Annotated in this window: 16 protein-coding genes, 1 other RNA gene and 1 riboswitch; of the genes, 2 read left to right on the forward strand and 15 right to left on the reverse strand. The window is 40.6% G+C overall.

The genetic code is table 11. The features are described from left to right. Positions 1-772 precede the first annotated feature (772 nt). From HCK02_RS05085 to HCK02_RS05120, 8 genes are all read right to left on the reverse strand, one after another. A complete protein-coding gene (locus tag HCK02_RS05085; RefSeq protein ID WP_167629024.1) occupies positions 773-2083 on the reverse strand; it encodes a nucleobase:cation symporter-2 family protein in 1311 nt (436 codons plus the stop codon). Positions 2084-2085: 2 nt separating this feature from the next. Then, entirely contained in the window at positions 2086-2664 is a 579-nt protein-coding gene (locus tag HCK02_RS05090; protein ID WP_167629025.1) for a xanthine phosphoribosyltransferase, read from the reverse strand. 75 nt (positions 2665-2739) lie between these two features. Then, positions 2740-2841: riboswitch (purine riboswitch) on the reverse strand. Between the two features lie 48 nt (positions 2842-2889). Next, entirely contained in the window at positions 2890-4401 is a 1512-nt protein-coding gene (locus HCK02_RS05095) for a carboxypeptidase M32 (RefSeq protein ID WP_167629026.1), read from the reverse strand. Positions 4402-4406: 5 nt separating this feature from the next. Then, positions 4407-5549 carry a THUMP domain-containing class I SAM-dependent RNA methyltransferase gene (locus tag HCK02_RS05100; RefSeq protein WP_167629027.1) on the reverse strand — a complete coding sequence of 381 codons (1143 nt, stop codon included), beginning with the start codon at positions 5547-5549 and terminating at the stop codon, positions 4407-4409. A gap of 132 nt (positions 5550-5681) precedes the next feature. Further along, positions 5682-6058: RNase P RNA component class B (gene rnpB / locus HCK02_RS05105), an RNA gene on the reverse strand. Positions 6059-6114: 56 nt separating this feature from the next. Then, positions 6115-6465, reverse strand: a complete 351-nt coding sequence (gene gpsB, locus HCK02_RS05110; protein ID WP_122865370.1) for a cell division regulator GpsB — start codon at positions 6463-6465, stop codon at positions 6115-6117. A gap of 107 nt (positions 6466-6572) precedes the next feature. Beyond that, entirely contained in the window at positions 6573-7121 is a 549-nt protein-coding gene (locus HCK02_RS05115) for an SLOG family protein (protein ID WP_167629028.1), read from the reverse strand. Continuing rightward, positions 7118-7477, reverse strand: a complete 360-nt coding sequence (locus HCK02_RS05120) for a YppE family protein (protein WP_167629029.1) — start codon at positions 7475-7477, stop codon at positions 7118-7120. Before HCK02_RS05120 ends, HCK02_RS05115 begins: the two co-directional genes overlap by 4 nt. Before the next feature lie 755 nt (positions 7478-8232). Between HCK02_RS05120 and recU the strand changes: the two genes are divergently transcribed. Next, positions 8233-8832, forward strand: coding sequence for a Holliday junction resolvase RecU (gene recU, locus HCK02_RS05125; RefSeq protein ID WP_167629030.1), 600 nt, complete (start codon positions 8233-8235; stop codon positions 8830-8832). 27 nt (positions 8833-8859) lie between these two features. Beyond that, positions 8860-11442 (forward strand): transglycosylase domain-containing protein, encoded by a 2583-nt coding sequence (locus tag HCK02_RS05130; protein WP_167629031.1) that lies wholly within the window; start codon positions 8860-8862, stop codon positions 11440-11442. Positions 11443-11486: 44 nt separating this feature from the next. On the opposite strand, the gene HCK02_RS05135 is transcribed toward HCK02_RS05130, so the two are convergent. The 7 genes from HCK02_RS05135 to dinG all read right to left on the reverse strand — a co-directional run bounded on the left by HCK02_RS05135 (position 11487) and on the right by dinG (position 19408). Further along, entirely contained in the window at positions 11487-11978 is a 492-nt protein-coding gene (locus HCK02_RS05135) for a YpoC family protein (protein WP_167629032.1), read from the reverse strand. Beyond that, on the reverse strand, positions 11971-12630 hold the full coding sequence (gene nth / locus HCK02_RS05140) for an endonuclease III (RefSeq protein ID WP_167629033.1): 660 nt from the start codon (positions 12628-12630) through the stop codon (positions 11971-11973). Before nth ends, HCK02_RS05135 begins: the two co-directional genes overlap by 8 nt. A 9-nt stretch (positions 12631-12639) precedes the next feature. After that, positions 12640-13356 (reverse strand): DnaD domain-containing protein, encoded by a 717-nt coding sequence (locus HCK02_RS05145; RefSeq protein ID WP_167629034.1) that lies wholly within the window; start codon positions 13354-13356, stop codon positions 12640-12642. 128 nt (positions 13357-13484) lie between these two features. Continuing rightward, a complete protein-coding gene (asnS, locus tag HCK02_RS05150; protein WP_167629035.1) occupies positions 13485-14777 on the reverse strand; it encodes an asparagine--tRNA ligase in 1293 nt (430 codons plus the stop codon). A gap of 12 nt (positions 14778-14789) precedes the next feature. Next, the gene (locus tag HCK02_RS05155) at positions 14790-15974 is read right to left on the reverse strand and encodes a pyridoxal phosphate-dependent aminotransferase (RefSeq protein ID WP_167629036.1); all 1185 of its coding nucleotides are present in this window, start codon (positions 15972-15974) and stop codon (positions 14790-14792) included. Positions 15975-16007: 33 nt separating this feature from the next. Next, entirely contained in the window at positions 16008-16571 is a 564-nt protein-coding gene (locus HCK02_RS05160) for a cell wall elongation regulator TseB-like domain-containing protein (protein ID WP_425482856.1), read from the reverse strand. A 38-nt stretch (positions 16572-16609) separates the two neighbouring features. Beyond that, positions 16610-19408, reverse strand: coding sequence for an ATP-dependent DNA helicase DinG (gene dinG / locus HCK02_RS05165; protein ID WP_167629038.1), 2799 nt, complete (start codon positions 19406-19408; stop codon positions 16610-16612). Between the last annotated feature and the right edge of the window lie 37 nt (positions 19409-19445).

Genomic DNA, 19445 nt, shown 5'->3' on the forward strand with positions numbered 1-19445 from the left:
ATGAAAAGGAGGCTCTTTATTTTGAAAATTTTTAAGTATTTACTCTTTTTGTGTCTACTTTATTGACATCTATCCAAATTGTCATATAATCCCTCCATCATTGATAGTAACACCCCAAACTGGAATTCATCTGTATTTTTTTATTCCCTCAAATGGACTATGTACTGATCGTTTTTATAATATCGTTTAATTACCCTTACCTCATTTGCTGAACTATCTTCACCAATTCTAAAAAGGGGGATCTATAAATAACACGAACCATGAAAAGTAACAGTTCAAAAGCGCCTAACATCTCAAAGATTTTACTATATTATAGCATTGAATAGACTTTTTTAGCATTAGGAAACCAGAATAGTATTCATGAGTTAAAATGAAAGAAAATTCGCTACTATATTGCCATTTGTTACTTCATTTCTGGTATACGTCCATCTGTTCTCGAAAAAATATCTAAATCTTACAGATATTGGTTTTTAATGTGTGTCGAATAAATATCATATTGAAATGACGGTTCAATTTTTGAATTTCCCATCGCTGACCACATTCCTATGAGTTTACTTTCGAAATAGCCTTCATTGTTAATGAGTAACTTCCCCTAAAAAGAAATCTATCTGAAATTATGGTCTTCTTTCTATTCAACTCTCCCCCAAAAAGGGTTTTTCGTCAGGCAAAAAAAGACTGTAAACAAAGTTTTTCACTACTTTGTCTACAGTCTGAGACTCCTAATTTAAACATTTACGGATGACTTGTATCCACTGGAGAGAGTCTGTGTCATTTATTTACTTTCACTTTGAAGTTCCGTTTGCTCAGTTTCTTTCGGGTTACGATGCGGAATCATATTGAAAATAATATTTAATAAAATAGCTGTAAAACTGCCCGCTACAATCCCATTGCTCGTAAAGAGTTGAACAAACGATGGGAAGTTTTGGAATAAATCAGGGACAACTGTGACACCAAGTCCCACCCCAACTGAGCAAGCGATAATCAGCAAGTTTTCTTGTGAGGTAAAATTCACTTTACCAAGCATTTTAATCCCTTGTGCCACAACCATACCAAACATGGCCACCATTGCACCACCTAGAACAGGTGTTGGGATAATCGTCGTAATTGCTCCAATTTTAGGAACTAGTCCTAAAACAATCAGAAATCCAGCTGTTACATAAATCACTTTTCTCGTTTTAATGCCTGAAAGTTGTACCAATCCGACATTTTGCGAGTATCCAGTATAAGGGAATGTATTAAAAATCCCTCCTAGAATAATCGCAAGTCCTTCTGCCCGGTAGCCTCTCGCCAAATCTTTTTTACTGAGCGTTCGACCCACAATATCAGATAAAGCAAAATAAACGCCCGTTGATTCGACCATGCTAACAAGCGAAATCAAGATCATCGTAATAATAGCTGGCCATTCAAAGGAAGGCGCTCCAAAATAAAAAGGTTGTGGTAAATGGAACCAGTCTGCTTGTGAAACAGGAGCAAAATTAATGCCTCGTAAAATGATCGCGACAATGGACCCTCCAATTAAGCCAATTAAAACGGCAATGGCTTTTGAAAAGCCGCGACCGAATCGATACACTAAAATAATTAAGAAAAGCGTAAAAAAGCCAAGACCAATATTATAAAATGAACCGAAATCCTTTGCTCCTTCTCCGCCAGCCAGATTATTGATGGCAACTGGGATGAGCGTGAGTCCGATAACCGTTACAACCGAACCCGTTACAACCGGTGGGAAAAATTTGACCACTTTTGAAAAAAACGGAGCAATCAAAAGAACGAAAAGCCCTGATACGATAATCGAGCCGTAAATCGCACCAATTCCCATATCTTGACCAATTAAAATAATCGGTGCAATAGCTTGTACCGCACAGCCGAGCACAACTGGAAGACCGATTCCAAAAAAGCGATTCATCGACAGTTGAAGCAAAGTTGCGATTCCACACATAAAAATATCAATCGAAACCAGATACGTCATTTGTTCTCCGTTAAACCCTAACGCACCGCCAATTAAAAGCGGTACAATAACAGCCCCTGCATACATGGCAAGAACATGCTGAAAGCCTAAAGCAGCCAGTCTTCCCTTACTAAGCATTCCTAGTCCTCCCTAACAAATTGAATAGTCTCATTTTCAAGCGAAGCAATCCGCGCAAGTGAATAAACTTCCACTCCCGTTTCTTGGAGAAGTTTTCTGCCTTGTTGAAACGACTTTTCAATCACAATGCCAATCCCAGCAACCGTAGCTTGCGCCTCTTCCGCAATCTTTAAAAGTCCGAGTGCTGCTTGCCCGTTTGCCAGAAAATCATCAATGATTAAAATCGTATCATCTGAAGTTAAAAACGACTTAGAAACCGAAATATCACTGGTTTCTTGCTTCGTATAGGAATACACACTTGCCGAATAAAGATTATCTTTTAGCGTGACAGACTTTTTCTTTCTAGCAAAAACAACTGGGACACCGAGTGCAAGCCCTGCGAAAACAGCTGGAGCAATTCCAGAGGATTCAATCGTGACAATTTTTGTAATCCCCTTACTAGCAAAGTGTTCAGCAAATTCTGCTCCTAACTTTTGCATCAATGCTGGATCAATTTGATGATTTAAAAATGCGTCCACTTTCAACATATTTCCGGGAAGAACGGTCCCTTTTTCTCGTATCGCTTCTTCTAGTAATTTCACACTCCATGCTCCTTTCCAAATAAAAAACTTATCCCTAAAAAGTTTGAGGGATAAGTCAAATAAACTAGCATCGCCAGTTCAGTGCAAATCACTCATAGTCCGGTCATTTACGGTGCCCGGGTAGAAACTTATTGTCCATATCACAAAGATTATATAAGTGCATATTTTATTCACTTGAAGTCTTTTCATTATAACGCCGTAAAGCTACGTGGGTCAACCACTTTTTTAGTTTTTTAACTTGTAAACGAATTCATATCGCCGATTTAAAAGCGCAATCAAATGATCTGGATTCAAACCTTCTCCTGTTGTATCTTTCAAAATCTCAAGCGGTTTTTTGAGCTTGCCATATTGGTGAATATGTTCTGTAAGCCATTCCCGTATAGGCGAGTAGTCTTCGCTTGCAAGAACCGCTTCCACATCTTTCAAATCCTTTTGCATCGCATCGAAAAATTGTGCCGCATACATCAAGCCAAGCGCATAAGATGGGAAGTATCCAAAATCGCCACCTGCCCAGTGAATATCTTGTAAGGCACCTTCACTGCTTTTTTCTGGACGAATGCCCAAATAAGCTTCATATTTGTCATTCCAAGCCGCTTCGAGATCTTTCACTTCAAGCTCTCCATTTATGAGCGCTTTTTCAAGTTCGTAACGAATCATGATATGAAGTGGGTAAGTTAAAATATCTGCTTCAATCCGGACAAGCGAACTTTCCGAAATATTTGCTGCCCGGTAAAATTCTTCAAGCGAAACTTTTCCAAACGCAGGCTCTTGTTTGATCAAATCTGGATAATTACTTTTCCAAAACGCAAGGCTAGATCCTAGGATGATCTCATAGAAGAGCGACTGCGATTCGTGGATGCCCATGGATGCCCCTTCTTTTAGTGCTGTCCCAATGAGGTTTCTGCCAATATTCTGCTCATAAATCGCGTGTCCGCCTTCATGGATGATTCCAAAAACGGCCATTTTAAAATTATCCTCATCATAGCGTGTTGTGATCCGCACATCACCAAGATTTAAGCCAATCGCGAATGGATGGACTGTCGTATCAAGTCTGCCTGCTTCAAAATCAAAGCCCATTTTAGCTAGAATAGCTTCGCTAAAAGCTCGCTGTTTTGCTTCACTCATACGAACTGCTAAGCCACTTGCATCTGGGCGAGACCCTTCCTTAGCCATTTTTTCACGCAATTCAAGGATGGCTGTTCGAAGTTTCCCGAAAACTTCATCCAGAATTTCAACTGTCATTTCGGGCTCATACTGGTCAAGCAATGTATCATACTTATTATCCTTGTAGCCCCAGTGTTCCACAAATTTTCGCTTAAACGCAACAATCTCCGTTAAATACGGCTCAAATTTCGCAAAGTTATCTTCCGCTCTTGCCTCTGCCCAAATATTTTCAGCATCTGCAACGAGCTTTGAATACGCTTGAAACTCTTCATGCGGGATTTTCTTATTTAGCTCGTACACCCGGCTCGACTCTTCAAGCGACTTTTGCGTTACTTCATCCAGTTCTGCCTTATGCGGGGCAAGTGCTGCAATAAAAGCTGCCATTTCTTCTGAAACTTCCATTTCGAAGATTTGCCCAGCAAGGACACCAATCACTTCAGAACGCCCTTCTGCTCCTTTTTTTGGAATCTTTGTTCGAATGTCCCAATAAACCAAATTCAACGCTTCCTGAAGTGCTGATTTTTTCTTCAAAAAAGCCAAAAAATCCCGTTTTAATTCTGCTACTGTTTCCATTCTCGTCACTCCTTCACACGTGGTTTTCGTGGTCCCCAGTACTGATACAAATCGGTACGAAGATAGCCATTATAAAGCTTCCGTTTCTTCGTAGCCTTCTTGCCGTAAACCTCTTCAAACGCTTCATAACTCGTGATCACATAAATCGACCAAGTAGGGAGTTTCGCATACACTTCGCCCATTTCGCGGTAAAGCTTTCGAATACTCGCCTCATCTTCAAGCCGCTCTCCATAAGGTGGATTGGCAACGACAACACCGTATTCCTTATCCGTCGTAAAATCACTTACTTGCATTTGTTTAAAGGAGATCAAATCTCCAAGGCCCGCTTCGCTGGCATTTTGTTTGGCGCGCTCCACCATTTTGTGATCAATGTCTGCCCCGAGAATATCAAGCGGTTGGTCATAATTTGCCAAACTTTCCGCTTCTTCCCGAGCTTCCTTAAAAATCTTTTCAGGCATCCAGTCCCACTCCTCACAAGCAAAGCTACGGTTAAAGCCTGGTGCAATATTTTGACCAATCAGAGCGGCTTCAATTGGAATCGTGCCAGATCCACAAACTGGATCATAAAACGGACGATCCGGATGCCAACTCGTTAATAAAACAAGTGCAGCTGCCATTGTTTCTTTAAGTGGCGCATCTCCTTGCGTCGTCCGGTAGCCACGTTTATGAAGGCCTTCTCCGCTTGTATCAATCGTAATCGTGACTTTATCTTTTAAAAGAGCTACTTCAATTTTAAATAGCGCTCCTGTTTCAAGTAATCGACCACTTCTACGATATTTTGCTTGCAGCCGACTTACAATCGCTTTTTTAGTGATGGCTTGGCAATCTGGCACGCTAAACAAAGTGGACTTTACAGATTTCCCTGAAACTGGAAAAACGGCATCTAGTGGTAAAAAATCTTCCCAAGGTAAAGCTTTTGTTTTTTCAAATAATTCATCAAAGGTTGTTGCTTTGAACTCGCCAACGACAATCTTAACGCGGTCCGCAGTGCGCAGCCAAAGATTAGCACGTGCAATCGCTAGTTTATCGCCTTTAAAAAGCACTTTCCCATTTTCGACTTGTGGGGTGTAGCCTAGTCGTTTGACTTCTTTTCCGACAATCGCTTCAAGCCCTGATGCTGCAGTTGCTAAGAGTTGAAATTCCGACACGTCTGTTCCTCCTTTTTTTTATCAAGAAAAAAGCTGTTTCAAAAAAGTGAATGCGTTTTTCGCGCTGTGGCTTTCGCCGATTCCCCACTCCTTTGAAACAGCTTTATTTTTAAAATTATCCTGCTATTAACGTTCTATAAGCCATGTTCTGTCCTAAGCGAATTTGCAGGCACACTCGCTTAGGGATAATCATCTATCTGCACCGACAAAAATTGCCGTGCCTCTTCCCTTGTTCAAATTCCTCGGGAAAAGTGCCCCTACCATAGTTTGAGTTTCTCGCTCGTGGGGTTTACCTCGTTCCACTTCTTTTATTTCTAAAAGAACTTCGTCACTGTGGCACTTTCAAGGATATAAGGCCTTATCCAAAGACTTAGGCCCTTCACCTGCCGTCAAACCGCAAAAGCGGAATGCCCTGGCTTATTGTTTCACCAGGCACGATCACTACGAGCATCGCAGCCCGTGCGAGCATGGACTTTCCTCTGCTAAAAAAGCAGCGATTATCCGAACGTTAACAGAAAAAGGCGCCGCGCAAAGTAGCTAGGCGCCCTTTAAGATACTATCACAATTACTCTTTATCGTCCAGCTTATTTCCAAAAACATGTTTTTCTAAGTTAGATAACCGTTTCAAAATATCAAAATTGGTTGTTCCAGCTGGCTGAACTGGAGCTTCGTAAGTACTACTTGGTGCAGCAGCAGGTTCACGTCTAGCCGAACCACCTGCATCTAGTTCTTGAACCAAGCGAATGTTTTCAGCTTGTAAAGCTTCAATTTCTTGTGTAAATGTTCCGTAATCTTTGATGACTAAGTCGAGAAATTCATCGACGTCCTCAGGATTATAGCCACGGAGACCTGTTTTAAATTCTTTTTCTAAAATTTCTTTTGCCGTTAAATTATATTCAAATTGCTCTTGAGCCATAATTCTCCACCTCTATCTTTTCTTTACGTCATATATGGATAATATACTCTTATTTTTCCAAATCTAAACACATTTGTCAATGTAAACCCTCTTTTTTTAAAAAACCTTTAGAAATCGTTTTCCGTTTCGTAAACGATTTCTTGCAACTCATAAAAGTCAATCAGTTCTAATTGATAGTTTCCTGCTTTCGCTTCCTCTTTGGCTCGCTCATAAAAAAAGCGTGGCGATCCTTCTTTCTCAAGGTCATAAAGTAGCAATGTGCCATCGGTATGATCGATTAAAAAACGGTCTCGAAGTTCAAATTGACCAGGGTTTTCATAAGGACGTTCCGTGATATAAGCATGGTAATCAGCACTACTCACCACTTCTTCTTGCCAAAGTTTATTCGCTTCATTCCAATTTTCGGATTGCCCAGTAAATGGTTCAAGAATCGCTAATTTAATAGGAAAAGATTTTTCTTTTAGAGCTGAAATCACCTCTCCCGCCCAAAGTTCAGTTCCGAGCTGTCCAGAAATAATCACCCACTCAAGTCCATCTTCAAGATACATCATGAGTTTTTTTTCGAGCGCTAAACGAATATACTTACTTTCTGGGGCATCTCGTTTAAAAACACCCAGCTCAAAATTTTTATAGCCCGTTACTACAATGGATTTCAATCCGTTTCCTCCAAACTACGGTAAACGCGTTCGAGCGTGTATTTAGACGATTCATAGTGATCATGAAAATGCTTATAAAACGATTTGCCATTAAAAGCATTTACCGCTGTCATTTGAATATTGTCACAGCACTGCTTAAGCTGCATCTCCGTTAGATAATGAGGACGCACTTTGTTTACCCAAGGAATGGCTTCAAGTAAAAAAGCATCAACAAGTTCTTTTGCGTGATCCACAAAAGGCTTCATATCTTGATAAAAATCAAATTCCACTTGATTTTCACGATTGGCCAGATATTTTTGCCAATTTTTTTCATTTTGTTCTTGCAACCACTTCGTTTTTTGTTTTAACTCTTTCATTTATCTGCGTTCCTTTCTATCCTTCTTTCGTTAGCATATCATACTACCTTAAAAAACGATAAAAACATGCTTATTTTAAAAGATGTTCATGCCCAAATAGCCATCTCTCCTTTCCATTTTTACGATCCCATCTGAGAACAACAAACAGACTGCCCAGAAAGTATCCATGAAGTCTGTTTGTTGGTATTTTCTGAAAAAATGACTAAATTCAAGCACGAGTATGATTTATAAGCCACCGAAAGCATCATTTATTGATTTTAAAGTGGCTAGCCTGATAAGTTTGTTAACTTGTTCCATTTCGTTTAAATAAAAGATTCCATTTTGATCCGAAAAAGCAGCCTCAAACATGGTCTTTTCCTTTTTAATCCTTTCATCCCTTTTAACTACTTGCAGCTTGTCTAGAATAACTTTTAATGAAAGAACCTGCTAAAAAGTTTTTTGCTAATTGACACAACTTATCTTCCACTATCTATTTATTCAGGGATCTAAATCTACTTGCAAGCAGTTGGAAGTAATAAATTACTAAATCCTAAGTCAAAAAAAATTCAACCTTAAATCGATTTCAATGATTGATGCAAAAAACAAGCTATCTGAAAGGCAATTTCTCTTCTTTCATTAAAAATAAAAGTAAGTACATGAATCTTTCTCTTTACCATCCAAACCCCGCTCGCACGTGTATAATATTGCACTTTCATTTTTAAATGGTATAATGAAGAATGGTTCAAAATGAATCGCTATGAAAAAGAGGTGATAGTATGGCAATTGGCTATCCGAATGGGAAAAAATCTCAAAAAAAGTGGCAAAAACCGCATAATTCCAAGAATCAAATCGACTTTGGGAATCGTGGAATGTCACTTGAGGATGATCTGAACGATACCAATACCTATTATCTAGCACATGACCGGGCTGTCATTCATAAAAAGCCAACTCCGGTTCAAATTGTTCAAGTGGATTATCCAAAGCGGAGTAGTGCAATGATTAAAGAGGCCTATTTTAAACGGCCGTCAACAACAGATTATAATGGCGTCTATAATGGAAAGTACTTGGATTTCGAAGCGAAAGAAACCAAAAATAAAACCGCTTTTCCACTAAGTAATTTCCATCCCCACCAAATCGAACACATGAAGCAGGTGACAAAACAAGAAGGAATTGCCTTTGTGATCACCTCGTTCAGTGAACTTGGGGAAGTTTATCTCACCTTGTTCGATGCTTTTTTTCCCTTCTGGGAGCGTATGCTTCAAGGCGGACGAAAATCCATTACATTAGATGAGATTAGACAACATTCTGACCAAATTCCTTATGGTCTAAATCCTCGATTGGACTTTTTGTCTATTATTGATAAGAAGTGCTTTTAATCGAATTTTTAAAGGAGAGAATTTTTAATGGCAGACAAACTGCAAACAAGAGCGGAATTTCGTAGCCAGAAATCTGGAGTTCCCCCCAAAAAACCGAAAAAAGTAACTGGAAAAAAGATACTCAAATTTGTTTTCTTTGCGGCTCTTTTCTGCGCTTTCTTCGGAATTGCTGCTGGAGCCACCGTCTTTTATAGTTACGCAAAAGATGCTCCTGAACTCTCAGACTCCAAATTGCGCGACCCGCTTTCTTCTAAATTACTCGATAAAGATGGAAAGGTTTTTGCGGAAGTTGGAACAGAACGCCGTGATTATATTGAATACAAAGACATTCCAAAGTCCCTTCAAGATGCGGTTCTTTCAACGGAAGATACACGGTTTTATGAACATGATGGGCTTGATCCCATTAGACTCGGTGGAGCTGTCATTGCCAATGTTAAGGAAGGCTTTGGAGCTGAAGGAGCAAGTACGCTATCTCAGCAAATCATTAAGATGTCTTATCTTGACTACACCAACAAAACACTTGGGCGGAAAGCTCAAGAAGCTTATCTTGCTCTTAAACTGGAAGAAAAGTATAGCAAACAAGATATCATCGAAATTTATGTCAACAAGGTGTATATGTCAGATCGGGTTCACGGAATGGAAACCGCTGCTGAACATTATTTCGGCAAAAAACTTAACAAATTAAATCTTGCGGAAACAGCTCTCATTGCTGGGATGCCGCAAAGCCCGAATAATTACAACCCCTATGACCATCCAGAAGCGGCCAAACAACGACGTGATATTGTTCTTTCCAACATGTACAAAAATGGAAAAATTACCAAATCAGAAATGGATCAAGCGAAAACGGTTCAAGTTGCCACTGGGCTCCGTTCTGAATCCGATCGTAAAGATAAAACCTATAAATATGATGCTTACGTCACGCAAGTCTTGAGCGAAATTCCAAAAGAATATGATGTCTATAAAGATGGGCTGACGATTTATACGTCACTCGATCAAGATGCTCAGAAATATACGGAAGAAATGCTCAATTCAAATGATATCGTTCAATTTTCAGATGACAAAATGCAAGCTGGGATCGTCCTTCAAAACACTAAAAATGGGCGCATCGAAGCCATCGGTGGGGCACGAAATCAAAAGGAAAATGTTACGCGTGGCTACAACTACGCGACGCAGCTGAAACGTCAAGTTGGGTCAACGATGAAGCCGATCGCAGATTATGGTCCAGCGATTGAATATCTTAACTGGTCGACAGCGAAAGTGCTAAAAGATGCACCTTATAGCTATTCTTCTGGAAATGAGATCAATAACTGGGATTTGAGCTATAAAGGCTCTCTTACCGTCCGCGAAGCGCTTTACATGTCACGGAATATTCCAGCACTCAAAGCTTTACAAACAGTTGGACTTGATAAAGCAAAAACTTTTACAGATAAACTCTGGTTTAACTACAAAGAGTTTTATGAGTCTTACGCAATCGGTGCGAATGAATCGAACCCTGTCCAATTAGCTGGCGCCTATGCTGCATTTGGAAATCAAGGGGTTTATAACAAGCCTCATGCCATCAAAAAAATCGTTCTTTCCGATGGGGAAACGTCGATGGACATGGAACCGAAAAGCGAAACAGCGATGAAAGAATCCACGGCTTATATGATTTCCGATATGCTAAAAGATGTTCTTTCTAAAGGAACTGGGACAAGTGCTGCGGTTCCTGGAGTTCCTGCAGCCGGAAAAACCGGGACAACGAACTTCGATCAAGCTGCCCAAAACAAATATAGTTATCCAAAAGGAGCAGCTCGAGATGCTTGGTTTGCTGGTTATTCAACCGACTATTCGATTGCAGTTTGGACAGGCTATGATAATTTGAAAAACTATCTATCTTCAAGTGAACAAAAGATTTCACAGCGAATGTTTAGCAAGCTGATGGCACATGTATCGGAAGGAAAAAATACATCGGACTTTAAGAAGCCTAGCAGTGTCGTTTCCGTTCCAATCTTGAGAGGCTCTAACCCACCAACTGTTGCAGCATCTGGTACACCAAGTTCCGCGATCACAAATGAACTCTTTGTTAAAGGAACAGTGCCAAGCAGAACAGGTAGCGCTAGCAGTTCAAGTGATGATGAAGACGATAATTCAAGCGAAGAACTCGATAAACAAAAAGAAGAAGAACAAAAACGTTTAGAAGAACAGAAGAAAAAAGAGGAAGAAGAACGCAAGAAGCAAGAAGAGGAAGAGGAAAAAGCAAATGAACTTACAGCACCTGCTGGTTTGAATGCAAGCTATAATACTTCAACTAAACAAATCACAGCCAGCTGGGGCGCCGTAAATGGAGCTTCTTCTTACCAAGTCACCATTAATGGTCAAACTTCAAGTGTTTCTTCAACTTCCATCACCATTTCAGGCGGAGCTCCTGGATCGGTTACAACTATATCCGTTGTTGCGGTGAAAGATGGAAAAACGAGCCCAGCCGCCTCCACTAGCGTCACAATTCCAAAAGAAGAAACTGGTGGAAATGAGAATGAGAATGAAAATGGGAACTCGGATAATGGCGGCAATAATCCGAACCCACCAAACCAAGATAATAATAATCGAGCCACGCGGGAAACCGGAGGCTGATCAAAAAAAGCTCCTCAGCTGAGGAGCTTTTTTTGATCGGTTGATTAGCCTTGTTTGGCGATTAATTTTCGTTGTTCTAGCATTAATTCATTTAATCCGCGAAAACCCAAGAAGGTATTACCGCGTTCTAAGCAGTACTTCAACCTGTCATAACAGTTGAGCGGTTTTAATTCCAATTCAGCCACTGCTTCTTCGAGATGGCTAAGCACAACAGGACGTCCATTACTCCAAAATAAAACGGATAAAAAAAGACCTAGTGCATCACGAACAAGCGTCGGATCTGGTTTTTCATGGGCTCTTAAAACGGAATCCAAGTTTTCTAACAAAGCGGTCATTTGCTTTCCAAGTTTGCGGCAAGCTTTAGCTCGGTCAAATTCCCAAGGTCGCACTCCCCCATTTTCTTGGTAAAAAAGTTGCTCTTGCCAAAACGGGACGCCGCTTACAAAAATCGAATCAGCATCTAGCGTGTCGCTTTCAACAAGCGGTGCTGGAAAGGCCTCATGAACGAGTTCTTCCGCGTATTCAAGCTTAACCATCAAATCCTCTCGCTTTCGCTTGTTTTTTCCCTTCCCGACAAATCGAAAGTAACGGGCAAGTCGGGCATTCCGGTTTTCTCGCTTTGCAGTGATAGCGTCCAAAGAATATCAAATCATGGTGCGCTTGCGACCACATTTCTTTCGGCAATTTCCGTTTGAGTGTTGCTTCTACTTCTTGAACAGAATCTTTCCATCTACAGATTGCAAGCCGCTTTGTGACACGTTCTACGTGCGTATCAACGGCAATCGCAGGAATTCCAAAGCCGACAGATAAAACCACATTAGCCGTCTTGCGCCCAACACCAGGCAAGCTCTCGAGCGCTTCATGAGTATCTGGAACCTTGCCATCAAAATCTTCAATCAAGCGACGAGACAAGCCTTGAATATTTTTGGCTTTATTGCGATACAAGCCAATCGAGCGAATATCGCCTTCTAATTCTTCCAGTGGAACCGCAAGATAATCTTCTGGGGTACGATATTTTTCAAAAAGTGAAGCTGTTACTTTGTTGACAAGTGCATCCGTGCACTGCGCTGAAAGCACCACAGCGATTAAAAGTTCAAACGTATTTTTATGGACCAGTTCACAGTGTGCATTCGGAAACATTTTTTCCATTTCTTGAATGCAAAAAATGGTTTGTTTTTTACTCAGCATCTTTGTTTGTCACCCTTTTCTGTTTTCCAGCCAATCATAAAGCGGTATGGAATTTTTACTTTTTTTGATTTCACCAGGTGTACTCGAAAACCCCGTGCGGCTATGCTGATGAAATTCCTCAGCCACACGCTGCGCATCTTCCACAGTTTTCACACCTTTGTCTTTCCAGTTCAGTAAAATACGATCTATATATCGGAAATTCTTTTTTTGAGCAATAACGGCTTCTTTTAGCGCTTCTCGAACTAATGCCGGTGCAAAATGGTCTTGATCTAGCCAGCCAGAAATCATTTCCGCTTCAATCGGTGATAACGGGCGCCCAAATTCAGATTCAAATAACCGGTACACATGAATTTCATTCTCTTCTTCTTGTTGCACTTGTGTGCGTAAGGCTTCATTTTCCAAATACGCTTCTAATTTGTGATAAAGTGGCGCGAGTGAATAGCGTTCCGTGAGCATTCCATTTGTTTTTTCTTGTTCAATCATGAGAATACCTTTATGAAAAAGCGTCTCTACAAGACGCATCACATTTTCTTTTCCAAGCGTCATTCGTTCCGCTAGTTCTTCCATAGAAGGAAAAGGGTTCCCAGCTGAACGAAACGACTCAATTTGCAAGATGAGCACGAGTTCCGTCTCATTCATTTGAAGCGCAGCGTAATGGCGCATCACTACTTGAGGAAGGGATACAACACCTTCTACAATCCAGTCTCTCGTTAATTTTTGATCCATCTTAAACACCTCATCCAAATTATAGCATAGACCCGAATAATAAGAAAATCTGGTTTAAAATCCTTGTTTAGGCCAGAAAAAAACGAAAAGCAAGGCGATTTATAGCCCTTGCTTTTCGTTTTTTTCTATTAAGGATAAAGACGGTTTAATAAACGTGGGAATGGAATAGTTTCACGAACGTGTTCTGCCCCTGTTAGCCAAGCAACCGTTCTTTCAAGACCAAGACCAAATCCTGAGTGAGGAACTGAACCGTAACGAGCAAGGTCAATGTACCAGCTATAAGCTTCTTCATCTAAACCAAACTCTTTGATACGTTCAAGAAGAATGTCTAAGTCATGAATCCGCTCGGAACCGCCAATGATTTCGCCGTAACCCTCAGGCGCAATAAGATCAGCACATAGGACTACATCTGGATTTTCCGGATCTTCTGGCATATAAAACGGTTTGATTCCTTTCGGATAATGTATGATGAAAACCGGTTTTTCAAAGCTATCCGCAATGGCAGTTTCATGCGGTGCCCCGAAGTCTTCGCCCCACTCGATATCATCAAAACCTTTTTCTTTTAATAATTTAACGGCATCTGTATAGGTGATGCGCGGGAATGGTGCAGTCATTTTTTCAAGCACTGTTGTATCACGCCCAAGTCGTTCAAGTTCAAGTGCGCAGTGATCAAGCACCGATTTCACCAAGAAAGCCACATAATTTTCTTGTACTTCTAAGCTATCTTTTAATTCATAAAATGCCATTTCTGGTTCGATCATCCAGAATTCAATTAAGTGACGGCGTGTTTTCGATTTTTCAGCTCGGAAAGTTGGACCGAATGAGAAAACTTTCCCAAAAGCCATAGCTGCTGCTTCCATATAAAGCTGACCACTTTGTGAAAGATAAGCATCTTCCTCAAAATATTTCGTATGGAAAAGCTCGGTTGTCCCTTCTGGTGCGCTACCTGTTAGAATTGGTGGGTCAATTTTAATAAAGCCTTCACGGTTAAAGAATTCGTAAGTAGCACGGATAATTTCATTCCGAACCTTCATAATGGCATGTTGGCGATTAGAACGTAGCCATAAATGGCGATGATCCATTAAAAATTCAGTTCCATGTTCTTTGGGCGTAATCGGATAGTCATGCGCTTCTGAGATGACTTGAATCCCTTTTACTGCCATTTCATAGCCAAACGGTGAACGTGTATCTTCTTGGATCGTTCCCGTAACATAAAAACTTGTTTCTTGCGTCATACTTTTAGCAAGCTGAAAAATTTCTTCTTCGACTTCTGCTTTCACGACAACCCCTTGCATAAAAGCGGTACCATCGCGCATTTGTAAGAAAGCAATTTTCCCGCTTGACCGTTTATTTGCAAGCCAAACGCCAATTGTCACTTCTTGATTGACATACTCTTTTGCTTGATTGATTGTTATTTTCACCATTTACACTCCCTATTTCATCATAAAATCTTGAATTCGATTTAACGCAGTTTGGAAAAGCTCTGGATCTGTTGCATAAGATAATCGGATATAATCTGGCATTCCAAATCCAGATCCAGGGATCACAGCAACAAGCGCTTGATTGAGTAGTGCCTCCGCAAAGTCATCTACTGAATCAAATCCCTTTTGCTTGGCAGCATCTTTTGCTTCAATAAAAAAGTAAAAAGCGCCATCCGGTTTTTTAGGTTTAAAACCAGGAATTTTTTCAAGCTGTGGATAAAAGCGTTTCATTCGCTCTTCAAACGCTTGATACATCTTTTCAGGCACTTCTTGACTGCCTTCGTAAGCCTCAAGCGCCGCATACTGCGCACTCACACTTGGATTACTTGTCATGTGGTCAGCTAGTTTCCCCATAGCTGCTATAACAGAACGCGGACCTGCTGCATAGCCAATTCGCCAGCCTGTCATCGCATATGCTTTTGAAACTCCATTCACAACGATCGTCCGCTCATAAAATTCCGGACCAAAACTAGCCACTGAAACAAGTTTAGCTGGATCTCCATAATACAGTTTTTCATAAATCTCATCCGAAATGATATAAAGATCATGCTGAACAGCGATTTCCCCAAGTGCCTTCAGTTCAGCAGTCGAATAACTCATCCCCGTTGGATTGTTGGGAGAATTTAACACAATGGCTTTTGTTTTCAGAGTAATAGCTTTTTCTAAATCAGCAGGGAGGATTTTAAAATCTTGGTCAAAACCCGTTTCTACGAAAACTGGAACGCCTCCGGCAAGTTTAACTTGTTCCGGATAAGTAACCCAGTAAGGAACCGGAATGATCACTTCATCGCCTGGATTAATAATTGCTTGGAACGCGGAATAAAGGACATGTTTGGCTCCCGTTCCTACAAAAATTTGTTCCTCTGTGTAATCAAGTGATTGATCTCGCTTTAACTTCTTGCAGATCGCATCTTTTAATTCTTTAATCCCACTTGAAGGCGTATATTTTGTATGCCCTTCTTCCATGGAGCGATAAGCCGCTTGAATAATATTTTCAGGCGTATTAAAATCTGGTTCTCCTGCTCCAAGTCCAATCACATCGCTTCCCTCTTGCTTCATCCGTTTGGCTTTTGCAGTAATAAAAAGCGTTGGGGACGGGGCAACTTGTTCTACACGGTTTGACAAAGGCTGTTTCATCTTTCTCTCCTCCAATTCGAACTCTTTTAGCATCTACAAGTTTTCAATTTGTCGTAGCCATTTTCCTTCACTAAACGACATGTCATAGTAACCTAATTGATCGTCTTTATCCAAATAGCTGACTTCCCAAAGCGGAACGCCGTCTTCCATTCCAAGCGTTACATTTAAAATCTTGGCTGGCTTTTTCTTCGCTTCGACGATTTCTCGTGCCTTCTTTTCTGAAATCCCATCGGAAGCATATTTCACTAAGACTTCACCCGATTTCTTTTTTGGAACCCAGACAATGATTTTTTTCCCAGCTTTATTTTCACCAGTCAACACATAGTAAGTTTCTTTCGTTCCATTATAAAGATAAAATTGATCTTGTTTTTTTAAATCTACATTCCCCTCAATTCGGGAAAGTGCCACTGCTTCTTCTTTTTTAAGCGGCTTTTCAGAATAACTTAAAACCCAAATTCCCGCTAGAAAAAGGACGATAACAATCGCAAGTAGAATCAGAATTATAGGTAAAACTCTACGTTTTTTCCTTGTTCGCAACATATTCCTCTCATTTCTTTCTTCAAATTGCCGAACATTCGGCAGAAGAATGCTAAACATGTTCTTATTATAGCAATTCAAAACTGACTTTTGAAGTGTTATTCCTCTTCTTCCTCAAAAAAGTTCGTCATTTCTTCTAGCAAGATCGATTTTTCACCTTTGATTTCCGTCACAGCCGGAATGGAATTTAAAAAACTTTGACCAAAACTTGTCGTATCGACACGATTATCAAAGATTACGACCATCCCTCGGTCCGTTTCACGCCGAATCAAACGGCCAAATCCTTGTTTAAAGCGCAGAACAGCTTGTGGAAGTGAAAAAGTTTGAAACGCATTTTCGCCACGCTTTTTATGCAAATCAATTTGTGCCTTCGTATAAGGATCATCAAGTGGTGCAAATGGCAAACGAACAATCACAAGGCAACTCAGAGCTTCACCTGGGATATCGATTCCTTCCCAAAAGCTTGTTGTTCCAAGTAATACTGCTCGGTCAAATTGGCGAAATTGCTTCGTTAGGCGGTTAACACTTCCGCTTGAAATGCCTTGTCCGAGAATCATATATTCTTCCAGTTCTTGCCGCTCTTTCAAATAGCTATAAACGAGACGCAGCATTTCATGCGAAGTGAAAAGTACAAGCATCTTTCCTTTTGTAATCAATAACATTTCTGTTAAATAATCCGCAAGTATTCGCGTATAATCTTGAACGGGTGTGCCTTTAATTTGTGGCATATCGCTTGGAATCAAGACACGAGCATGATCTGCATAATTAAACGGCGACGGGATTTGCGCTTCAATTAATTCTGATTCACTAAGCCCTAGTTCTTTTTTTATATAGGAGAACTTTCCGTTTACAGAAAGTGTAGCTGACGTTAAAATGACACTTTCCTTTTTGGAAAAGAACGCTTCTTTTAATGCCTCTTCTGGTGTCATGTAAGAACCAATGATCCGCAAACTTGAAACATGATGGTTTTTGTCCGACTCAAGCGTAATCGTCATTACTTCTTCGCCCTTCACTTCAAGCCGCTTAAATTCGTCACTCATCGCTTTCCAGTCAAGTAAAAACGAGTAGACTTCTTCCACAAAAGCTGTTTCTGCTTCTTTTAGTGGCGCTTCAGCTCGTCCCTTTTCAAGCAAATTGCTTAAATGTCGCTCTACTTCGTGGAAAAGGACAGCCACGTTATCCGCCGCATAACGAAGCGTTTCCGTGAAATGCACCACCTCCCGATTTTCGATCAAAACAAGCTTCGTATCCGCTTTTTTCGTACCTACAAGCAAGGCATGTAACTCCGAAAAAAAGCTTTCGATCGCCTCGTTTAATTTCACTTGTGCAATATTTAAATCAAATAAACTTTCCTCCCCCGGAAATACAAAAGCAAGCCGACTAAGGAGCGAATATTTTTCGAGTGTTCCTAATTGGTTTAGGAAATATTTTACTTTGCGATAAGACAAAATAAAGCTTTTTTTCTCGCGAGCACTCTCCGCAAAATGATGTGCCTCATCAATGACTGCAACCGAATAGTCTGGTAGAATTTTTCTTTCTTGAAAATGATCGGCCAAAAGAAGCGCGTGATTAACGATCAAAAGATCCGCTCGTTTCGCTTTTTCAACACTGAATTTGTAAAAATCATGTTGAATAAACGGATCATCTCCTTCCGGTAAATACCAACCCGTGTGTTTTAAACGGTTCCAGAAAAGCGCGCCCCCGCTTGATAAATTGACTTCATCAATATCCCCTGTTTCCGTTTCAGACAGCCAAACCAAAAGTTTCATTTTCGTCACAACCACGTCATATTGCGGATCGGATTCATTCAAGAGTTGCTCGAACTTAAAGAGATTGAGATAATGCTCACGTCCCTTCAAAACTTCCGCTTGAACATCCATTCCCGCAAGACTTCTCGCAAGCGGCACATCCTTTTCAAAAAGTTGTGCCTGTAAAGCATTCGTATATGTACTGATTAAAACAGGCTCCTGCCTGTCCTTGGCTATATAAAGAGCCGGCAAAAAATAGCCCAAAGATTTCCCGATCCCAGTTCCTGCCTCAATCAAAGCATGTTTTTTCTCCACCATCGCACGGTACACCAAATTCATCATTTCAAACTGGCCATTTCTTGCATAAAGCGGTGTCCCCGCTTGTTTTAACAAGGCTTTCTTTTCCTCCACTTCTTGCGGGAAAGTTCGGCCAGAATCTGCTTTTTTGGCTTGAGTTTTCGGTAACTGTTTTTTGCGCAATACAAGGCCACGATAAACAAATAAATGATCTTGAATTTCCTCGCGCTGCTTTCCTTTTTTCATCTCGATTTCAAATAAAAGTGTTGGCAAGTGATTTTTAAGTGGGCTAGAAACAGCTGTTAATTTTTCAACAAGTGGTAGCGGCAAACGTTCTAGTTTGGCTAGCAGCTGAATGAGCAAAAGAGCCGTGACTTCCGCATCGCTATCTGCTTGGTGCGGATTTTCATGAGCCAGTCCAAATTCATCCCCGAGGTCCTGCAACTTGTAGCTATCAATTTCTGGATATAGAATCCGCGCTAATTCTACCGTATCAAGAAGTGGAATCTTGGGTGGTGTCATTCCGATTCGAAGCATTTCCTTTTGCAAAAAAGTCCAATCAAACGAAACATTGTGCGCCACAAAAATAGTCCCTTCTAGTAGGGCATAAATCGTTTCCGCTACATCTTCAAAAAGTGGCGCATCACGAACGTCACTCGAATCAATCCCCGTAAGTTCTTTAATAAACGGCGGGATCGGTTTTTCTGGGTTAATAAAAGTTGAAAAGCGCTGAACAATTTTTCCGTCTTCTACCATTACGGCTGCGAACTGGATAATTCGATCTTCTCTTGAAGCTTGGTTCCCAGTGGTCTCAAGATCAACCACCACATATTTTTTCAATCTGCTTTTCATTCTCTTCACCTTCCTAAAACTCGATCCGCCGTATTTT

The organism is Listeria valentina (assembly GCF_011800755.1).
Lineage (GTDB): Bacteria > Bacillota > Bacilli > Lactobacillales > Listeriaceae > Listeria > Listeria valentina.

Coding starts and splice junctions, on each gene's coding strand:
- HCK02_RS05085 (WP_167629024.1), bottom strand. CDS start 2,083: ATGCTTAGTAAGGGAAGACTGGCTGCTTTAGGCTTTCAGCATGTTCTT.
- HCK02_RS05095 (WP_167629026.1), bottom strand. CDS start 4,401: ATGGAAACAGTAGCAGAATTAAAACGGGATTTTTTGGCTTTTTTGAAG.
- gpsB (WP_122865370.1), bottom strand. CDS start 6,465: ATGGCTCAAGAGCAATTTGAATATAATTTAACGGCAAAAGAAATTTTA.
- HCK02_RS05120 (WP_167629029.1), bottom strand. CDS start 7,477: ATGAAAGAGTTAAAACAAAAAACGAAGTGGTTGCAAGAACAAAATGAA.
- recU (WP_167629030.1), top strand. CDS start 8,233: ATGGCAATTGGCTATCCGAATGGGAAAAAATCTCAAAAAAAGTGGCAA.
- HCK02_RS05130 (WP_167629031.1), top strand. CDS start 8,860: ATGGCAGACAAACTGCAAACAAGAGCGGAATTTCGTAGCCAGAAATCT.
- HCK02_RS05135 (WP_167629032.1), bottom strand. CDS start 11,978: ATGGTTAAGCTTGAATACGCGGAAGAACTCGTTCATGAGGCCTTTCCA.
- nth (WP_167629033.1), bottom strand. CDS start 12,630: ATGCTGAGTAAAAAACAAACCATTTTTTGCATTCAAGAAATGGAAAAA.
- HCK02_RS05145 (WP_167629034.1), bottom strand. CDS start 13,356: ATGGATCAAAAATTAACGAGAGACTGGATTGTAGAAGGTGTTGTATCC.
- HCK02_RS05155 (WP_167629036.1), bottom strand. CDS start 15,974: ATGAAACAGCCTTTGTCAAACCGTGTAGAACAAGTTGCCCCGTCCCCA.
- HCK02_RS05160 (WP_425482856.1), bottom strand. CDS start 16,571: ATGTTTAGCATTCTTCTGCCGAATGTTCGGCAATTTGAAGAAAGAAAT.
- dinG (WP_167629038.1), bottom strand. CDS start 19,408: ATGAAAAGCAGATTGAAAAAATATGTGGTGGTTGATCTTGAGACCACT.